The sequence below is a fragment of the Rummeliibacillus sp. TYF-LIM-RU47 genome, from assembly GCF_008638315.1.
Lineage (GTDB): Bacteria > Bacillota > Bacilli > Bacillales_A > Planococcaceae > Rummeliibacillus > Rummeliibacillus stabekisii.
This window is the reverse complement of the sequence record NZ_VVIR01000001.1, coordinates 1,021,771-1,041,370: the sequence shown is the minus strand read 5'-3', so window position 1 is coordinate 1,041,370 and position 19,600 is coordinate 1,021,771. Positions and strand designations below refer to the sequence as shown.

The following is a 19,600-nucleotide window of genomic DNA, read 5'->3' as shown; positions in this document are numbered from 1 at the left end:
ACTATAACAAGTTCTATAACAATTGCCAATATTTATTTTTCTAATTCAATGTCAGCTGAGATAATTTCTTTTATAGTTCCATCATCTAACAGCAATTGCAGGACGCCATCTTTTGTTATACCGACAGCCTTGCCTATAAATGTTTCACGGAGAGTGGTTGCTTTAATTCGGTTGCCGATTGTACAAGAATTCTTTTCCCACAATGTTTTTATTTTCTCAAAACCTTCAGCTACATATTGCTTGCTGAACGCTTCCATATAATAAAGAATTTTTGCTACAAGCGCCGCCCGATCAATTTCTTTACCAAGTGATATACGTAAAGACGTAGCAATCGACGCAATCTCTTCACCAAAATCTTCTTGCTGGTGATTAACATTTATGCCGATTCCCATAATAATCGCATTAACTCTATCGGGATCTGCTTGCATTTCAGTCAATATCCCTGTACATTTCATGCCATTGATCAGCAAATCATTCGGCCATTTTATGGCAGGGCTAACGCCTGTTACATCAAAAATAGCATATGTAAGAGCGACTGCAGCCACCAATGTAAATTGTGGTGCTTGATAAGGTGCCACATCTGGCCGCATAATAATGCTCATCCAGATTCCTTTCCCTTTTTGAGACTTCCACTCACGCATGAGCCTGCCTCTACCTTCAGTCTGTTCTTCACAAATTACTAATGTCCCATCAAGGGCTCCCTCTTGTGCTAACTGATGAGCAATTGTTTGCGTAGATGTTAGCGATTCTTCATAAATAATTTCTCTGCCAAAGCGCTCTGTTTCCAAAAATGCTTTTATTTTTGATGGGTCAAGAGTATCCGGGCTTTTCTGCAATAGATAGCCTTTTTTACGTGTTGCTTCAAACTCATAGCCCTCTTCTTCTAACTGTTTCATATACTTCCATACCGCTGTACGTGAAATTTGGAGCTCATCTGCCAATTGCTGGCCGGAAATGGGCTTATCTTTTGCAGCGAATAAACGCTTTACAATTTCATATTTAATGGGTGTGTTCACGCAAAAACCATTCCTTTATCTGTTCAGTACTGTTAGACAGCCGATTTTCAAGAATTTCATTTAAAATCCTATCCAGCATTTCTTTTAGCCAAGGCCCACCTTTTTGACCGCTCCACTTTATTAGGTCTTGTCCACTCACTGCCAATTCTTGTTGGGACTGAATCGCTAAGCTACTTTTGATCTGGACTATGTCATACTGAGATGCAGGAGCCTTTACATTCTTGTTTAATTGGCAAGCAAACTCATATGCCGTTTCTAAAATATCTACATCATAGTCAAAGTAATCCCTTTTAGTCCACCCATCATCATTTAGCAATTGAAATGCTTCAACTACTGCTTTAACATATTTCTTTTCACTATTCGAACATTTTAATTGCGACAATATTGAAGCATCGTGATTAGGTTGTAAGAGAGTTAAAAATGCCCACCCCTTTACAGATTTTCCGTTAGGTTTAAAACATTCCCATGCCTCATAATGGCTATAATCCCCTGGCAGAAATTGTGACAGACTGCTATTTAAAATATGGAGAAATGCATTTTTCGGATAGCGGCTTATAAAGATTTTATCGAACTCTTGTTTTATGCGTTCCTTAGCAATAAAGCAGATGTCTTCCGCCTGCTTTTTAATAGCCTCCAACGTATTGATTTCAATCTGGAACCCTAATTGTGCACTAAACCTTATGGCGCGGAGCATTCTTAAAGCATCTTCCTTAAAGCGCTTTGTTGGTTCGCCCACTGCTCGGATGATATGTCGTTCCATATCTTCCTTGCCACCATATAAATCAATGATTTCTTCATGGATGGTTAAAGCCATCGCATTAATGGTAAAATCGCGTCTTTTCAAATCTTCAGAGAGGGATGAGACAAACTTCACTTCATCTGGCCGTCTGTGATCCTGATACTGCCCTTCAGTACGGTAAGTCGTTACTTCAATAGGGCTGAGCTTATGAATGACCAGCACGGTACCATGCGCAATCCCAACATCTGCTGTATTAGAAAAAAGTGCCTTCACTTCTTCAGGGTGTGCATTTGTTGCAACATCTACATCATGTACCAAATGCCCTCGCAGTAAATCCCTTACAGCACCACCTACAATGACAGCTTCATAGCCATGGTTAATTAATGTTTCCATTACATTAAAGGCTGCTTTCCAGGATTTCTGCTCATACATTTTTCTTTGCCACCTTTTCATAAAGCGCTTCATATTGTTCCACAATATGAGTAGAATGGAAATTTTGCTGGGCCGTTGCAATCGCATTTTCTTTGAATTGACGGTGTTTTTCTTCATCTTGCAACAATTGAACTGCATATTCTGCAGCTTTTTCTACATCTGCTAAATCAACTATATATCCATTTTCGCCATGTGAAATGACTTCTGGTATACCACCAATATTCGTTCCTATGCCTGGCACGCCACAAGCCATCGCTTCCAACAGAACAAGCCCAAATGCTTCTTTCTCAGACATAAGTAATTTTAAATCACTTATAGCATAAAGCTCTGATAGGTTTTCTTGCTTTCCTAAAAAGAGGATATCTTCAGCAAATGGCCCTTTTTTGATATTATGCATAATCTTGCTCTTCTCTGGTCCATCGCCTACCAATAACAATTTTGCAGGCATTTTTTCTCTTACTTTTAAAAATGTTTGAATAACGTCCGGCACATGCTTGACTTTCCGGAAATTTGAAACATGAATCAACACTTTCTCATCTTCCTGAATCCCATACTCTTCTTTGAGAACTGTGCAGTCTTGTGGTTTATATTCTCGTTCATCTACAAAATTATAGATGGTCTCAATCGGTTTAGAAGTATCAATTAATTCATATGTCTGCTGCTTTAATGAATTGGATACTGCAGTGACAATATCAGATTTTTCTATGCCGTATTTAATAGCACTTGTTAATGCAGTGTCATAACCCAACACGGTAACGTCTGTACCATGCAATGTTGTGACGATTCCTACATCTTCTCCGGCCATATCCCTTGCTAAAGCCGCACATACTGCATGTGGAATAGCATAGTGAACATGAAGCACGTCAAGTCCCTCACTCTGAATAACATCTGCCATTTTGCTTGCTAAAGCAATTTCATATGGAGGATATTGAAATACAGGATAATTGCTGACTTGTACTTCATGGTAAAAAATATTTGAATACATTTTATTTAATCTAAATGGCATGCTTGAAGTAATGAAATGTATTTCATGGCCTCTTTCAGCTAGCATTTTTCCGAGTTCTGTTGCCATAACACCAGAACCTCCAACAGTCGGATAACATGTGATTCCGATTTTTAATTTTTTCATCCGACCACAACCTTTCTAATCTTCTTGATGTTGTATTAAACGCCAATCCATAAATCCTTCTTGAAGTCCTTTAATTAATACTTCTGCTGTCCCCATGTTGGTCGCTAAGGGGACCTGATACACATCACTTAACCTCATTAAGGCAGAAACATCAGGCTCATGCGGCTGTGCAGTAAGCGGATCGCGAAGGAATATTATCATATCCATCTCATTATTAGCGACCATTGATCCTATTTGTTGATCTCCACCTAAAGGACCTGAACGAAATCGGGTAATATTGAGCCCTGTCGCTTCCATAATACGTTTACCTGTTGTACCTGTTGCAAACAACTCATGTTGTTGCAATATAGGACGATAAGCTGTCGCAAATTGTATGATATCTTCCTTTTTCTTATCATGTGCAATTAAAGCTATTTTCAATTGATACACCCCTTTTATAGAATATTTTCAAGGCCATATACAAACTGGTTCAATTCCAGTACTTTTTCAATTGATAAGGTTAAGCCTGTCATAAAGGAATTGCGGTCAAACGAATCATGTCTTATGGTTAACAATTCCCCTGTACCACCGAATAATACTTGCTGATGGGCAACTAATCCTGGCAGCCGCACACTATGTATACGCATGCCATCAAAATCGCCTCCGCGAGCTCCTTCTAATGTTTCACGCTCTGCCTCAGCTCCTTGGCGGTGCGCCATGCGATTTTCTTTAATCATCTGCGCGGTTTTTAGGGCTGTCCCTGATGGCGCATCCAATTTACCATCATGGTGCATTTCAATAATTTCTGTATCAGGAAAATAGGACGCAGCCATTTGAGCAAACTTCATCATTAAAACTGCCCCAATAGAAAAGTTTGGAGCAATAATGCAACCAATGCCTGCGCTTTCTGATAAATACCTTAATTCTTGTAATTGGCTCTCCGTAAACCCAGTTGTGCCAACAACAGGCCGCACACCAGCAAAAAGTGCTGCCTTGGTATGTATAAATCCTGCTTCTGGTACAGTCAAATCAACGAAAACATCTGCTTGTACCGTTTCAAATAATGTTTGTATTGATGAAAAGACAGGAACACTATAAGTGGCGTCAAATTCCTGATACTGTGCTAAATTGGGAGCAATATTTTTATAATCAAACACAGCTACTAATTCCATCTTATCATCTCTCATTACAGTATGTACTGCATTTTGACCCATTTTGCCTCGTGGGCCTGCAATTGCAACTCGGATTACCATTTTCATCGTCCTTTCTCATTTCTACCATATATTTTATCTATTGTAGGCTTCTAGTTGAAAAAACCTTGGAAATACATGATAATATATTCTTGTGTTGATTTTTAGGTATTTCTACTAATAATGTAACATCTATTTGGCTTAATTACGATAAAGGACAATTATTTTTGTACATTTAAAGCTATTATATTCTATAACAAAAAGATGAGGTGAAGCTTATGCCAAAAATTAAAGTTAAAAATACATTATTTATTATTTTAGGCGCAGCATTATTCAGTTTCGGTTTTGTCCACTTTAATATACAAAACCATTTAGGTGAGGGCGGTTTTAATGGTATAACGTTAATTCTTTATAATGTATTAGGATGGGATCCAGCAATACTCAATTTAGTTTTAAATATCCCCATGTTTGTCATAGGATGGAGAATCCTAGGCAAAAAAACTTTTGTTTATACAATTATCGGAACTGTTTCGGTATCAGTATTTTTAAAAGTTTTCCAAATTTATCAATTCCCTATCGACTTGCACGATGATATGTTTTTAGTGGCGCTATTTGCTGGCGTATTCCTAGGCGCTGGTCTCGGCATCATTTTCCGTGTCGGGGGTACAACTGGTGGAGTTGATATTATTGCAAGGCTTGCAAATAAGTTTTTCGGATGGCCGATGGGTAAAACTATGTTTATGTTTGATGCTATCGTCATTATTTTATCTTGGTTAACATACCTGGATGCACGGTCCGTTATGTATACGCTAGTCTGTGTGTTTATCACCGCACAAGTAATCGATTTTGTACAAGAAGGTGCTTATGCTGCGAAAGGTGCATTCATTATTTCTAAAAATAGTGATGAAATTGCAGCAAAAATTACTAAACAAATGGATCGTGGTGTTACTTTCCTAAAAGGTTATGGCTATTATACAAAAGAAGACCGAGAAGTTCTCTATTGTGTAGTGGCAAGAAATGAAATGTTTAGGCTAAAAAGTATTGTGCTATCAGTAGATCCGCATGCATTTGTATCTGTTTCTGAGGTTCATGATGTAAGTGGTGAAGGTTTTACGCTCGATAATCAAAAAAATCCGCTTGAATAACACAAATTACATGCATATTAATAAAAGCGAAGGGCCGTTAAAATGGCCCTTCGCTTTTTACTCGATCTTCGAATTAATCATCATTATTATTGCCCATGCCTGTATAAATGAGCAACAAACGTAATAACTCCATAACAGCTGTAGCTGCTGCTGCTACGTATGTCAATGCTGCAGCACTTAAAACCTTGCGCGCATGAGGTTCTTCTTCATTTCTTATAATCCCTAAGTCCACTACTTGATGCATTGCTCGTCTTGAAGCATCAAATTCTACTGGCAACGTTACAATTTGGAAAAGCACACCAACTGCTAATAATACGATGCCAACTAACATTAATTGATGCATCGCGGTACTAAACATACCAATCATAATGAAAATCCATGAAACATTGGATGAAATATTAGCTGCAGGAACTAATTTAGAACGTAGCGTCAAGAAAGCATATGCTTCTTTATGTTGAATTGCATGGCCGCATTCATGAGCAGCTACAGCCGTACCTGCGACTGATGCATAATCATAGTTATCTGCTGAAAGAGCTACTGTTTTGCTCGTAGGATCATAGTGGTCTGATAGGACTCCTTCTGTTCTTACTACACGAACATTGCTCAATCCGTTGTTATCCAATATAGTTCTTGCTACTTCTGCACCTGTCATGCCAGAAGTAGAGCGTACTTCAGAATAACGCCGGTATGTTTTCATTACTTTTCTCTGCGCATAAAGCGGCAGTAACATTAGTACAAGAAAATAAACGATATACATCGCTATTGACAACTAAACCATCCTCCTAATACTTACTTAATACTATTTTAATGGTTGTCGATTTTACTATCAAATAAAAACCTTTTTTTCATGGACCAATATGCAAGCGCGATACATAAAATGGATAACCAAAAAGTAAAGTAGCCAATCTGTGCAATATAATCAGATAGCATACTATAAATAGGCATTTGGCCAAACACATAGTCAATGATGACATCATGCAATGTCCAAGCTCCCGCAAGAGCCACATGGATTAAACGAAACTTAAATTTCGGGATATACAGAACACCTTGTACTGCCATTGCAAAATGAGAAATCACAAGCATCCAGCCATCGTAGCCGATTGATCCTAATTGTTGTAATGCCAACAGGTTCATTACTACAGCCCAAAGTCCGTATTTTACCAATGTGATCAATGCCAAAGCCTCTATTAAACGAAAGTGTTTCCCGAATAACCAGAATATAATGGCTATAGAGAAAAACAAAGTAGCAGTAGGGCTATCAGGCACAAAAATTCTAAATATCGGCTTTGTATCAGCCAATTGACTACCATACCAAATATATCCGCCAATTGTTCCCAAAATGTTCACAACCAATAATATCCATAAGAAGGCTTTGTGTGTTAAATACTGCCATATAATAAAACTAAACTTCATGTTGTCCTCCTGGTTATTTTCTTCTTCTTTATTTTGTATGTAATATTACTGTATATGTATTACTTTCTGCTTTCCCTTAATTGTTGTCATAACAGAATCTCTCATTTACTGTAGAAAAAAAGAGCCAGTTTCCTGACTCTTCTCTCCATATTATTCAGCTTTTAATTCAGAAATGAATTTAGCTAATTTCTGTAAATCTTCATCTGAACCTTTATATTGTCCAGGTGGCATACCGCCTTTACCTTCATGAGCGATTTTTGCAATCTCATCAGGAGATAAGCCAGTATTTGTCAGGTTTGGACCTGCTCCACCTTGAAGTTTATCACCATGGCAGTTAATACAAGATTGTTTTGCATATACTTTATAGCCAGGGTCTTCTTGGTCAATTTCAACTTCTTTCACAATTTGACCTTGCTTCTTAGCAGCAGCCCAGTCATGGTTTACAACAGATTCCCAAGTTAGGTAAACCATAGAAGCTAGCGCTAATAGCATAAATGCTACTGGAAGTGGGCGTTTAAGCGGTTTGCGTTCAGGACCTCTATCTAAGAATGGAGCTAACATTAAAGCACCAATTGCGATAGCAGGCACTACAATTGCACCAATTGTATTATAAGGGCCTGAAGCATATTCATATTTAAGTAATTGGTATAAGAATAAGAAATACCAGTCTGGCATTGGAATATAACCTGTGTTTGTTGGATCCGCTTGTCCTTCTAGTGGCGACGGATGGGCAACAGTCAAGATTAAATATCCAACTAAGAATACAGCACCAACCATCCACTCTTTTAATAAGAAGTCAGGCCAGAACGGTTCTGTTTTGCCAGGATATTCGGAATAATCGGGTGGGTAAACGCTTTTATTGTTCTTTTCTTGAACACGCGAATCCCCTACGAATTTCATCCCTTTTCCTTTATGCATTTTGTCCCCTCCTTAAGGAAATATTAATGGCATTGTAAATCTTACAATGGGCCAGATATCCCTTGTCTACGAATCATGATAAAGTGAGCCGCGAGCAATGCAAGCAAGCCTGCTGGCAAGAAGAATACATGAATCGCAAAGAATCTAGTTAGTGTTTGAGCACCGATGATTGTTGCATCACCAGCTAATAAGATTTTTATAAGTTCACCAATAAACGGTACTGATGCAGCAATTTGAATACCTACTTTAGTAGCAAATAATGCTTTCATATCCCAAGGAAGCAGGTAACCTGTAAAGCCAAGGCCTAACATTACACAGAAGATTAGAACCCCAACAATCCAGTTCAATTCACGAGGTTTTTTATATGAACCTGTGAAGAATACCCGTAATGTATGAAGGAACATCATAACAATTACGAGAGAAGCGCCCCAGTGGTGCATACCACGCACGATTTCACCGAATGCTACCTCATTTTGGAGATAGTAAACTGATTTCCAAGCATTTTCAATATCCGGTACATAGTACATTGTTAAGAACATACCTGATAAGATTTGAATAACAGTAACGAAGAACGTTAACCCCCCGAAACAATATACGAATGCAGAGAAATGATGTGCAGGGTTTACGTGCTCTGGAACTTCATGGTCGGCAATATCACGCCAAATCGGTGTAATATCTAGGCGTTCATCGACCCAATCATAGATTTTATTAAGCACTGACGTCGTACCCCCTTACAATTATACTAATGTGTTTGCTCTTGTTTTTCCGATCATTACTAGACCGTCTTTTACTTTTACTTCAAATTCGTCTAACGGACCAAGTGGCGGTGTACCCGGAATATTTTTACCGTTTTTCTCGTAACGACCTCCGTGGCATGGGCAGTAGAATTGGTTTTTAAATTCTGGGCTGCCGTTCCAGTTGACAGTACAACCTAAGTGTTTACATACAGGTGAAAGTGCGATAATTTTATCGCCATCTTTATAAACCCACGCTGTATCTGTAACATCAGATTTGTACCAAGCGTCAACTTGCTCGAACTTAAAATCAACTTTTACAGGAGTTTCTGATAGCTCTGATGCTTTTTTATCAGTCATTACAAAATCTCCGCCAGCTTTCTTTTCTAGAACTGGGTCAATTGCAAAGCGAGCCATTGGCATAAGCATACCTGCTGCCATAAAACCACCAACACCTGTTAGTGTATAGTTCAAAAATTGACGTCTTGTGACACGATTGTTACTCATCCTTTTCCCCCCTCTAACTTCAGGTCAGTCCAATGGACAAACTTATACAAAATAGTAATACTAGGACATATCTATGATATATCAAGTAAAATGTTAGGTCAATAACGCTTTCAATTGTTTTAGACAGTTTTGTGAACATTTATCGAAAAAAGTGAAAGTTCCAATTGTTGATAACCTTCCTGCATACTATCGCTCTTAATCTGACAGTCCTTCATAAACCTGTTATAAAACAGCAGTTTAGGCTATTAGCATTTAGTATACAATTTTATTGATTTGACCATTTAGCCGATAACATTGGAATAACTTGTCGTAATTGGTCGCTAAGCACTTGTTGTCTAACTTTTTGATCCATATCGCTTAAAGGTACGGACGGCAACCACAAAACATCCTTCTCCGGCGCTAATTGTGTCCATTCATGATCACTTGTAATGAAGAAAACATATGTAAAACCGCTCGCTATTAACTCGTCATGCATAGCCGCTATCAATTCTTTTCTGTTTAAAGATTTGGTATATGTAACAGGTGAAGTTAATACAACCCTTCCTTTAAATTGCTGTTCCAAAAAATTTGTTAACGACATTAAGAATTCTGCCCCAGATGCACTCTGTTTTATACCTATTTCTGTTCCTTCTAACAAAACTAATGGAACGATTGCTGTATCTATAAATTGTTTATTCTTTAAAAATTCATCTATATCTTTGCTTGTCCAAAACATACTAATTCCTCCTCAAGATAAAACTTCATCCAAAAAGGATGAAGTTTTTATTTTTCTTCATTTTTTATTATATTTAATAGTGCAGATAACTTATAAAACTTCTCTTTGTCGTTCTGGTCTAGTGCTTCATCAATTTGTTTTAGAACAGCTTCCTCTTGAAAAGTTTTCATACTATCTTGCAAAATTTCCTCCGCCAGCTGCCGATCCGACTCGCTGATTTGCAAATAATTTGGCATAAAAGGATTTTCCTCTAATACTGTTAAATATTCACGACTCGGCGGAACCTTAGGGAAGTTTAATTGAATGTACATTTCTTCGTTTGGGTGAAGCCTTAAATCGTGAAAGGATTTTTCTGCGTCTGCAGTCATGATGTTCTCACGGTAAAATCGGAATGGGATACCTGAGGAATCAGTTGTAGACATTACCATTGCTCTTGGACAGTAATGTGCTTCTTCTACAAAATGAATGCGTTCTAATAATTCATCATGGCCCAGCAGATAGTTTAAAATCCATACACATTCACGTCGTTTCATTTGGTATTTTTTTAAAAACCAACGAACAAATTCTTTTTTGTCCAAGACAGAAACGGATGCCGTCATTTTGCATGGGTCTCCTCTCATTCAAAAGTTTGTAAAAGATCTTGCCAAGCCGGTTCATCTGGCTGTAATGCTACCAACTGCCGAGCGACTTGCTGTGCTTCCATACGCTTACCATCTTCAATTAGGAAATAAACGTATTTTTCGAGGAACAGTGGATCTTCCTTGTGTTCAGTATATGCTAACTTATAAAATTCGTATGCACGTTTGAAGTTTTCTAATCGATCATATGAGAGAGCGGCAAACGCAGACAGCGATGACCAATCAAAATCATCTTTTTCAAGCTGTTCAATTAATTCGACTACCTCTTCGTCTCTTTCTTCATTGGAAAGTATGGATACAAGGGTAAGGATAGCTTCCATATACTCGCTATCTAATGCAATCGCTTGGCGCAAATATTGCTCGGCCTCATTTGGTAAATTATTTTTCAATGACATTTTGCCTGCGAACAAATATAGTTCTTTATCATATTCATCACGCATTATTCCCTCTTTTATTACTTCTAAAGCTTTTTTGTTGTCTTCTAACATAGCATGGCTTTGAGCAAGCAATAAGTATGCGGAAAAATAATCTGGATCCAGTGTTTTTAAATCTTCTGCATAGCGAATAGCAGTTTCATACATTTGACATTGAAAAGCTGAATACGCAGCGCCAAATAATAAATCTGGAGAAGTTTGTTTTTCTAGTGCTTGCGTATAAAATTCATATGCCTCTTCAAATGCGCCACCAGCTCTATATACTTCAGCTAATCGTTCAACCAATCTCACACCAGCAATTTCTTCTGTATCTTTGTTTATTGAATGATAAAGCCTAGCTGCTTCACTGAAGCGCCCTATTTCCATTAAAAGCTCAGCTTTCGCAAACTGGAGAAGTGGCTCATCCGGCAATATTTCCAATGCTTCATTCATACGTTGCTCTGCGACTTCATATAAGCCTTGCATTTGATAATAATCGGCTAATGCAAGTAGGACCTGTGGATATTCTGGTTCTTCTTTACCGATAGACATTAGGTATTCAAGTGCTTGATCTTCTTCGCCACGCTCCATTAAAAGAGTGGCCCTATCAATCTTAAGCTGAACCTCATCTGGAAAAACATATTGTAAATGTTCCAATAGTTCATCTGCTTCATCTAAAAATCCGAAATTAATCAGTAGGCCTGCAATCTCATATTGCATATCGGGATTAACTTTTAATAATACGTCTCCAAGCAAATCTTGAATTTCTTTTAAATCCCCTTGCTGAATTGCATCTATCATTTTTTTTTCAATATCCATATTGTCACCTGTTTTAACATTAATTTTTAAATCCTGATATATAACTTAGTTTCTACAAATAAATAAGGATTCATTCTAATGCTACATGAGTGTCTCTTTTGGTACAAGAAAAAAACATTCCTCGTATTAATTATCGTGATTGTAAAATAGTCTTTAAATCTTCAAAGAAGTTCGGATAGGACACAGCAATGCAGTCGCTATCATCTAACTGAATAGCTCCTTCAGTTATCAAAGCTGCGATTGCACCCATCATGCCTATACGATGGTCCCCATATGTTTGAAGCGATGCACCATGGAGTGGTTTTCCTCCTTGGATAATCATTCCATCTTCTATAGCTTCTATATCTGCTCCAAGTTTTTTTAATTCAGAAACAACAGCAGCAATTCTGTCTGTTTCTTTGACTCTTAGTTCTGCTGCATCCCGAATAATCGTTTTTCCTTTTGCTTGTGTAGCTAAAAGAGCAATAATTGGAATTTCATCGATTAATAATGGAATTAAGTCCCCGCTAATCGTTATGCCATTTAAAGTAGATGTGCTAATTGTAATTGTTCCTCTAGGCTCATAAGCATGCTCATCTACGTTGGAAACCTCGATATCTGCCCCCATTTCTTGCAGCACAGTGAGAATGCCTGCCCGAGTCGGGTTTAGCCCAACATTATGAAGTATAACTTCGCTGTTTTTTGCAAGTGCGCCTGCTACTAAAAAGAAGGCGGCTGAAGAGATGTCACCAGGCACTTCAACATGAGCTGGGCTGAGGTCTTGGCCGCCTTTATATGAAATTGTTCCATTTTCAGCTATAATTTCTGCGCCAAACTGTCTTAGCATTCTCTCTGTGTGATCACGGGTTAAACCCTTCTCATAAATGGTAGTTGTTCCGCGTGCATGCATTGCTGCAAGCAAAATAGCAGATTTCACTTGAGCGCTAGCGACTGGCATTGTATATTCAATTGCTTGCAATGGATTACCCTTGATTGCTAGCGGAGTATACTGTCCATTCTCTCTGCCATTAATTTGCGCTCCCATCAGGCGTAAAGGATCTATCACTCGTCTCATTGGCCTCTTCCCAATGGAAGAATCGCCATTCAAGACAGTGTGTAATTTGGAACCAGCTAATATCCCTAACATCAAACGGGTTGTCGTCCCTGAGTTGCCTGTATCAAGTATGTCTTTCGGTTCTTCCCAATCGGCCATCCCCTTGCTTTCAATCACAACATTCGTGCCTTCTACTTCTATCTTAACACCGAGTTTTCGAAAACAATCGATAGTGCTCAAACAATCATTACCTAGCAAAAATCCGCTAACTGTCGTGCGTCCTTTCGCCATACTACCGAACATAATCGCTCGATGTGAGACCGATTTATCCCCCGGTATACTCAATTCTCCATGCAAGCTTGGTTTATGATAGTCTAAATTCATTTGATTCATAATCAAAACACCTGCCTCTTTATCTTATATAAACATCGTATTGGGTACGGCGCTTAATACAACTTGCTGCTTTTTCGCGATCTTCTTCGTTTTGAAAACTAACCACAAGGATACCATATACGTCTTCTCGTGTTTCTATAATACGAATATTTGTAATGCTAATCTGTTCTTCTGCAAAATAAGCAGTAATTTCTGCAATGCTACCTGGGTAATCAGGGACATCAATTGATAAATCATATGTAGAAAATAAAGCCCCTTTTGTACTCGGAAGCTGATCTCTATATTCTTTTGCATCGGAAAAAAATATTTCAATTTCATCCGCGTTTCCCGTTTCAAGAACCTCTTTTACTTTAGCCATTTCCTTTTGCCAACTAGTCAATTGAGCAAGTATCTGAATTCGATTTTGAATTGTGATATCACGCCATAACTTCGGGTTTGAAGAGGCAATCCTTGTGAGGTCTCTGAATCCTCCAGCCGCTAACATTTTTGTAGTTTGGTTTTGCGTGCTTTCTTCTTTTAATTGATTCACTAATGAAGCTGCCACAATATGAGGGAAATGGCTCACTACAGCTGTCATTTGATCGTGAGATGTTGCTGATACAGTTAAGAGCTTGGCCTTTGTATAAGAAAGTATTTCTTTTAACCTTTGTATTGTTGCTTCCTCTTCACTTTCTAGAGGAGTCAGCAAATAATAGGCGTTTTCAAATAAATATGGCTTTGCAGCTGATATGCCACTTTTATGCGAGCCCGCCATCGGATGCCCGCCAATAAAAGTTATTCCTAATTTCCTTAGTTCACACGCTTTTTCCATAATTAATGTTTTGGTGCTACCTGTATCCGTAATAATTACATCTTTCTTTAATGGCCAGTCCTTTATTTGGTCTAGCCAGTATAACGTAGCATTTACAGGTGTTGCAAATAGTATTATGTCAGCTCTTTCTGATGAACTTTTAGGATCCAATGTTCCTTCTTGTATAATATTTAATTCTAAGGCGGCATCAGTATTCTTTTCGTTTATATCATAGCCAATCACATGTAGATTAGGTGACTTCCGTAATGAAACCGCAACGGAACCGCCGATTAATCCTAAACCGACAATGAGAATAGTTTTCTTCATATAGCAACGCCTTGGTCTTTAAGAACATCTGATAACTGTCTCAAGAAGCCCTCATTCTGTTCTCGCGTTCCAATCGTCACCCGTACATACCCTGGTACGCCAAGTACATTGCCGCTTCTTACAATATATCCTTTTTCCATTAGTTTTTGGAAGACTATATCACTGTCAGTCTTCACTTCCATTAAAATAAAGTTAGTATCTGAAGGATAAAAATGAAGATTATGCGCCGTACAGAATTTCTCTATTAGCTGTTTACCCTTTTCATTTTCACTTCTGCACATATCTATGAAGGATGGATCCTCAACTGCTACACTTACTACGGCTTGACTTAATACGGTAGTGTTAAATGGTCCTCTAACAGGTTCCAATTTAGCAATAATCGGTTCTGAAGCCATTCCATAGCCAACTCGGAAAGAGGCTAATCCATAAGCTTTAGAAAACGTACGTAGGATAAGTAGATTAGGATACTCATCTATATACGAAAGCGTATTTCTATATGTAGGGTTTGTTATATATTCAAAATAAGCTTCGTCTAGGACCACTAATACGTCCTGAGGAACCTTGTCAAGAAATGCTGTAAGGGCACTGTCATCAATCACAACTCCTGTTGGATTGTTTGGACTACATAGCCATACGACTGTTGTCTCATGATCAATCTGTTCAAGCATCCCTACTAAGTCATGAGTACCGTCTTTCAAAGGAACCTCGCGTACTTCTGCTCCTTCAATTCTTGCATTTAATGCGTATTGTGAAAAAGTGGGCTTTGCCATTACTGTATTAACCCCTGGACGAAGAAGCGATCTTGATATAATGCTAATTAATTCATCAGACCCATTGCCAAAAATAAGCTTTCGACCACTAACACCTAAATGCTCTGAGACGGTTGACCGCATATCAGTTGCTGCTCCATCTGGATATAAAGCAAAGTTGAATGCTTCTTTTGCTAAGAATTCTTCCACCTTGGGCGAACAGCCATATGGATTTTCATTTGAAGCAAGCTTATGAATAGTGCTTAGTCCGAATTCTTTTTGAACTGCTTCAATCGACTTTCCTGGCTGATATGCTTTTAGCCCCTCAATTTCTTTCTTCCATTTCATTGCACTCTCTCCTTCTATATCTATTATTTTGTCAAATCTGGTCTTAATTTTACAGCCTCATTCAGATAGATGTGCTGGATTTCATTTTGTGGGACAGTTGTATTCACATGTACTAGTACTCGGATACATAGGGGAAGCCCGTTTGGCACATTCATCTCATGTGTACACATAACGGGAACATACTCCCATTTCGGAAGTGACCGTACAGCTTTAGCAGGAAAAGCTGAAACGATATCTGCAGTTGTAGAAATAATCACTGATGCAACATTCTCCGGAAGCACCTCGTTATCCTTTATTATTCGCTCCATTAAATTCTTTGTTTCCTGCATTACTAATGCTGGATTATCATAAGCGATTGTACTGGCGCCTCGTATTCCTCTAATCATATGATACCCCCTCTATTAATTCTCTTAAAAGAAGATCCGTTTCTTGACACTCACTACGAGATATTCGCTGAGTGAATGGTTTACCGATATCCTTTAAAAGTACAAACTGCAGTTCACCATCTTCAGCTTTTTTATCCTTTTGCATAAACTCAAATAATTCATCAAAATTAAAATTAGCAACGGATTCTACAGGATATTTATTACGTATAGCAAACAAAAGAAATTCTTTCGTAAATGAGCGTGATATTTGACCATACTTCTCGCTTAGCAATAAAGCATATACCATTCCAATCATCACTGCTTCGCCGTGCGTTAATTTTCCAAAGCCAAATGCTGCTTCTAGTGCATGGCCGTATGTATGGCCAAAGTTTAAAAATTTTCGTACGCCATGTTCTTCTTCATCTTGGGCTACTATATTAGCCTTTACACGAATCCCATGTTCTAAATAGCCCATCGTTTTCTCATCATCTAGATTGAACATTGGCGGAAGTTCCATTAATTCCTGTAACCAGACCATGTCAGAAATAAGTGCATGTTTTACTACTTCAGCCATTCCTGATCTTACCTCTTGTGCTGGCAAGCTTTTTAAAAATTCAATATCGAATATGACACCTTCTGGTTGATAAAAGGTTCCTATCATATTTTTGCCTAAAGCATGATTTATCGCAGTCTTTCCTCCTACTGCGCTATCGTGGGCAAGAATGGTCGTAGGCAATTGAATGATCGGAATTCCTCTCATAAAAGTGGAGGCAACAAAGCCTGTAAGATCACCAACTGCTCCGCCACCAAAAGCAAACAGCATTGATTTACGTGTACAATTTTGTTCTAACAAAAATGTCTGCGCGGCTAAGTATTGCTCAAATGTTTTGCATGCTTCTCCGCCTGGCATAACAAATACAGAGAACGGAAAAGGGAAACTCTTTGTGAATGCATCTTTATAGATTCCCCATACATTTTCGTCCGTAAATACAATTACCTTGTCTCTTTCTACGATAAATTGTTGATACGTTTTTATAGCTTCTTCAAGGTCTCCCTGACCTATATGCACATTATAGCTACGGGAGGGAGTATGGATTGGAATTTTCATCACTAAAACTCCTTCATTATTTTTCTCATCTCATTTATTTGGTCTTTTAATTGGCCAAGCTGGTCGCTATGGAAATGTTCAACGATAGCTTTTGCTATTTCGAAAGCTACAACATGTTCTGCCACCACTGAAGCAGCAGGTACAGCACAACTATCGGAACGCTCGACACTTGCCTTAAAAGGTTCCTTAGTATCAATATCAACACTTTGAAGTGGTTTATATAATGTCGGAATAGGCTTCATTACTCCTCGAACGACGATTGGCATCCCAGTAGACATACCACCTTCTAGACCGCCTAAGTGATTGGTTCTCCTTGTGTATCCCTCTTCAGGATTCCAGAGAATTTCATCATGCACCTCGCTGCCTTTTAAATGAGCCATTTCAAAGCCAAGACCAAATTCCACTCCTTTAAAGGCATTGATGCTCATCATAGCCGCAGCTAATTTACCATCCAATTTACGGTCATAATGGACATAAGAACCGATTCCAGCTGGTACACCTTCTACTATAACTTCTACAACGCCGCCAATCGAATCTCCCGCTTTTTTAGCTGCGTCAATTGCTTCTACCATCTTAATAGAAGCATCTTGATCTACACAATAACACGGATCATTTTCAATGATTTGACGAATTTCATGAACTGTTTTATTCATCGTCGTTTCAGGATTTGCAATGACTCCCCCGATTTCTGTTACGTGCGATACAATATGGATGCCTAATTCATTTAGTAAAACTTTTGCTACAGCGCCAACTGCTACACGCACAGTCGTTTCTCTTGCCGATGAGCGTTCCAATACATTTCTTAAGTCTCTATGACCGTATTTAATTCCGCCTACTAAATCTGCATGTCCTGGGCGTGGCCTCGTAATTTTTCTTTTAATCTCATCTGGGTTTATATCTTCTGGCAAAGGGTCCGCACCCATAATTTTTGTCCAGTGTTTCCAATCATCATTTTTGACAATTAGCGCAATCGGCGACCCTAACGTCTTGCCATGTCGAACACCTGAAGCAATCTCTACAGTATCTGTTTCTATTTGCATGCGACGCCCTCTTCCATGGCCACCTTGTCGACGTTTAAGTTCTTTATTAATCTGTTCTGTTGTTAGCTCTAATTGGGCTGGTATTCCTTCGATAATAGTAGTTAATTGTGGTCCATGCGACTCTCCTGCTGTTAAATAACGCATATACTTTCCCCCTTCAACTCGTTAAAGTGTATGTTTTTCACTATAACATATTTTAACTCAAAAAAGCATGAACAGACGGATAAATTTGTGATTAATAAAAAGAGCGCATTTCGTATAAAACGAAAGCGCCTTCAACTTATGCCTTGCTATAAAAAAATGTATCTTCAATATCAAACGAATATTTTGATGGATTAAAGATTTGCTCTGTACTACCAACAAATAATACTCCACCTGGCCGAAGCGCTTTACTAAAATTGAGGTATATTTGATCTTTTGCTTCTTCTGTAAAATAGATCATTACATTGCGGCACACAATCAAATCATAATTTTGTTCATATGGATCTTTGAGCAAGTTATGTTTGCGGAAGGTCACTGTCCGTTTTATTTCATCTTTCACTTGGTAGAACATCCCGTTTTTCACAAAATACTTTTCTTTAATAGCTGTAGGAACCTCTGCTAGCGATCGTTCTGGATATATCCCAGTTTTTGCTTTTGCTATTGCATTTTCATCAAGGTCAGTTGCTAAAATTGAAATCTGCGATAAAGGAAGATAGTTTGATAAGACCATAGCGATAGTATATGGCTCTTCTCCCGTTGAGCAGGCTGCACTCCATATTTTGAGTTTTCTATTCTCTTTTAATAATCTTGGAAATATCTTATTTTGAAGAACTTCCCACCGTTTGCCGTTACGATAAAACTCTGATACATTTATTGTCATTCGATCCAAAAATTCATTTAATAATTGTTGATCTCTTTCCATTCCCTTATAAAAATCATTGAAATTTTTAAATCCTCTTTTTTCATATAGGGATGTTAACCTTCTTTTCATCTGGGCTTCTTTATATAAAGCCAAATCAATGTTTGTTTTACGTTTAATATTTGTGATAAATCCTTCATAATCCGTCATATGCTCTTCCCTCTCTTTAGACCTAGGTTTATTATACCTAATTAGTTCCAAATCGGAAATGGTCTATTAATAGAGTTTGAAGGAAAATAAAAAAACTGTTCATTTGAAGTGAACAGTTTTCTTGATATTAGTGAATTTCTTCTTCTGTGAAGAATAGACCGATTTCACGTTCTGCTGAAGCCAATGAATCAGAACCGTGGATCACATTGTGAGATAAAGTTGTTGAGTAGTCACCACGAATTGTGCCAGGCGCTGATTGCTCAGGGTTTGTAGCACCCATCATTAGACGAGCTACAGAGATAACGTTTTCGCCTTCCCATACCATCGCAAATACAGGACCAGATGTGATGAATTCAGTTAATTCACCAAAGAATGGCTTGTCCGCATGTTCGGCATAGTGTTTTTCAGCTAATTCTTGAGATACTTGCATAAGTTTAGCACCTTTTAGTACGAAACCTTTGCGTTCGAATCGATCAACGATGTCACCAACTAATTGGCGTTTTACACCGTCAGGTTTAACCATTAAAAATGTTTTTTGGATAGCCATTAAATATTACAACTCCTTAAGATGTTCTAGGGTAAAAACCCTACTTGAAAATAGTATCATTG

General features: G+C 38.2%; 22 protein-coding genes. 1 reads left to right on the top strand and 21 read right to left on the bottom strand.

What is annotated here, in order from left to right; translation table 11 throughout:
- Positions 1-32: 32 nt before the first annotated feature.
- From F0527_RS05095 to dapB, 5 genes are read right to left on the bottom strand one after another with little or no spacing between them, the layout of a single operon-like run.
- Entirely contained in the window at positions 33-1,016 is a 984-nt protein-coding gene (locus F0527_RS05095) for a biotin--[acetyl-CoA-carboxylase] ligase (protein ID WP_150283996.1), read from the bottom strand.
- Positions 1,000-2,187, bottom strand: coding sequence for a CCA tRNA nucleotidyltransferase (locus F0527_RS05090; RefSeq protein WP_150283995.1), 1,188 nt, complete (start codon positions 2,185-2,187; stop codon positions 1,000-1,002). Before F0527_RS05090 ends, F0527_RS05095 begins: the two co-directional genes overlap by 17 nt.
- On the bottom strand, positions 2,180-3,316 hold the full coding sequence (gene bshA / locus F0527_RS05085; RefSeq protein WP_150283994.1) for an N-acetyl-alpha-D-glucosaminyl L-malate synthase BshA: 1,137 nt from the start codon (positions 3,314-3,316) through the stop codon (positions 2,180-2,182). Before bshA ends, F0527_RS05090 begins: the two co-directional genes overlap by 8 nt.
- Positions 3,317-3,331: 15 nt before the next feature.
- Positions 3,332-3,736: a methylglyoxal synthase gene (mgsA, locus tag F0527_RS05080; protein WP_066786101.1), complete on the bottom strand. Its 405-nt coding sequence runs from the start codon at positions 3,734-3,736 to the stop codon at positions 3,332-3,334.
- 14 nt (positions 3,737-3,750) lie between these two features.
- On the bottom strand, positions 3,751-4,548 hold the full coding sequence (dapB, locus tag F0527_RS05075; RefSeq protein ID WP_150284912.1) for a 4-hydroxy-tetrahydrodipicolinate reductase: 798 nt from the start codon (positions 4,546-4,548) through the stop codon (positions 3,751-3,753).
- A 215-nt stretch (positions 4,549-4,763) separates the two neighbouring features.
- Here dapB and F0527_RS05070 point away from each other — a divergent pair, with 215 nt between their 5' ends.
- Positions 4,764-5,630: a YitT family protein gene (locus F0527_RS05070; RefSeq protein WP_066786098.1), complete on the top strand. Its 867-nt coding sequence runs from the start codon at positions 4,764-4,766 to the stop codon at positions 5,628-5,630.
- Between the two features lie 73 nt (positions 5,631-5,703).
- On the opposite strand, the gene F0527_RS05065 is transcribed toward F0527_RS05070, so the two are convergent.
- From F0527_RS05065 to ndk, 16 genes are all read right to left on the bottom strand, one after another.
- Positions 5,704-6,387, bottom strand: a complete 684-nt coding sequence (locus F0527_RS05065; RefSeq protein ID WP_084247006.1) for a zinc metallopeptidase — start codon at positions 6,385-6,387, stop codon at positions 5,704-5,706.
- 47 nt (positions 6,388-6,434) lie between these two features.
- Positions 6,435-7,043, bottom strand: coding sequence for a lipoprotein heptaprenylglyceryl N-acetyltransferase LhaT (gene lhaT / locus F0527_RS05060; protein WP_150283993.1), 609 nt, complete (start codon positions 7,041-7,043; stop codon positions 6,435-6,437).
- 150 nt (positions 7,044-7,193) lie between these two features.
- Entirely contained in the window at positions 7,194-7,961 is a 768-nt protein-coding gene (locus F0527_RS05055) for a menaquinol-cytochrome c reductase cytochrome b/c subunit (protein WP_066786093.1), read from the bottom strand.
- Between the two features lie 41 nt (positions 7,962-8,002).
- Entirely contained in the window at positions 8,003-8,677 is a 675-nt protein-coding gene (qcrB, locus tag F0527_RS05050; protein WP_066786091.1) for a menaquinol-cytochrome c reductase cytochrome b subunit, read from the bottom strand.
- A gap of 21 nt (positions 8,678-8,698) precedes the next feature.
- Complete coding sequence (locus F0527_RS05045; protein ID WP_066786089.1) at positions 8,699-9,202, bottom strand: QcrA and Rieske domain-containing protein; 504 nt, start codon at positions 9,200-9,202, stop codon at positions 8,699-8,701.
- A gap of 265 nt (positions 9,203-9,467) precedes the next feature.
- A complete protein-coding gene (locus F0527_RS05040; protein ID WP_150283992.1) occupies positions 9,468-9,917 on the bottom strand; it encodes a DUF2487 family protein in 450 nt (149 codons plus the stop codon).
- A gap of 47 nt (positions 9,918-9,964) precedes the next feature.
- A complete protein-coding gene (locus tag F0527_RS05035) occupies positions 9,965-10,516 on the bottom strand; it encodes a ReoY family proteolytic degradation factor (RefSeq protein WP_066786083.1) in 552 nt (183 codons plus the stop codon).
- Between the two features lie 17 nt (positions 10,517-10,533).
- Positions 10,534-11,787 (bottom strand): tetratricopeptide repeat protein, encoded by a 1,254-nt coding sequence (locus F0527_RS05030; RefSeq protein ID WP_150283991.1) that lies wholly within the window; start codon positions 11,785-11,787, stop codon positions 10,534-10,536.
- A gap of 130 nt (positions 11,788-11,917) precedes the next feature.
- Complete coding sequence (aroA, locus tag F0527_RS05025) at positions 11,918-13,213, bottom strand: 3-phosphoshikimate 1-carboxyvinyltransferase (RefSeq protein ID WP_150283990.1); 1,296 nt, start codon at positions 13,211-13,213, stop codon at positions 11,918-11,920.
- Between the two features lie 19 nt (positions 13,214-13,232).
- Positions 13,233-14,330 (bottom strand): prephenate dehydrogenase, encoded by a 1,098-nt coding sequence (locus F0527_RS05020; protein ID WP_150283989.1) that lies wholly within the window; start codon positions 14,328-14,330, stop codon positions 13,233-13,235.
- Positions 14,327-15,427, bottom strand: coding sequence for a histidinol-phosphate transaminase (gene hisC, locus F0527_RS05015; protein WP_150283988.1), 1,101 nt, complete (start codon positions 15,425-15,427; stop codon positions 14,327-14,329). The genes F0527_RS05020 and hisC overlap by 4 nt, the downstream gene beginning before the upstream one ends.
- A 23-nt stretch (positions 15,428-15,450) precedes the next feature.
- On the bottom strand, positions 15,451-15,813 hold the full coding sequence (aroH, locus tag F0527_RS05010; RefSeq protein ID WP_150283987.1) for a chorismate mutase: 363 nt from the start codon (positions 15,811-15,813) through the stop codon (positions 15,451-15,453).
- Positions 15,806-16,900 carry a 3-dehydroquinate synthase gene (gene aroB, locus F0527_RS05005; RefSeq protein ID WP_150283986.1) on the bottom strand — a complete coding sequence of 365 codons (1,095 nt, stop codon included), beginning with the start codon at positions 16,898-16,900 and terminating at the stop codon, positions 15,806-15,808. The genes aroH and aroB overlap by 8 nt, the downstream gene beginning before the upstream one ends.
- A 2-nt stretch (positions 16,901-16,902) precedes the next feature.
- Positions 16,903-18,084 carry a chorismate synthase gene (gene aroC, locus F0527_RS05000; protein WP_150283985.1) on the bottom strand — a complete coding sequence of 394 codons (1,182 nt, stop codon included), beginning with the start codon at positions 18,082-18,084 and terminating at the stop codon, positions 16,903-16,905.
- Between the two features lie 136 nt (positions 18,085-18,220).
- Positions 18,221-18,991, bottom strand: a complete 771-nt coding sequence (locus tag F0527_RS04995) for a CheR family methyltransferase (protein ID WP_066786063.1) — start codon at positions 18,989-18,991, stop codon at positions 18,221-18,223.
- 127 nt (positions 18,992-19,118) lie between these two features.
- Positions 19,119-19,538, bottom strand: a complete 420-nt coding sequence (gene ndk, locus F0527_RS04990) for a nucleoside-diphosphate kinase (RefSeq protein WP_066786060.1) — start codon at positions 19,536-19,538, stop codon at positions 19,119-19,121.
- Positions 19,539-19,600 lie beyond the last annotated feature (62 nt).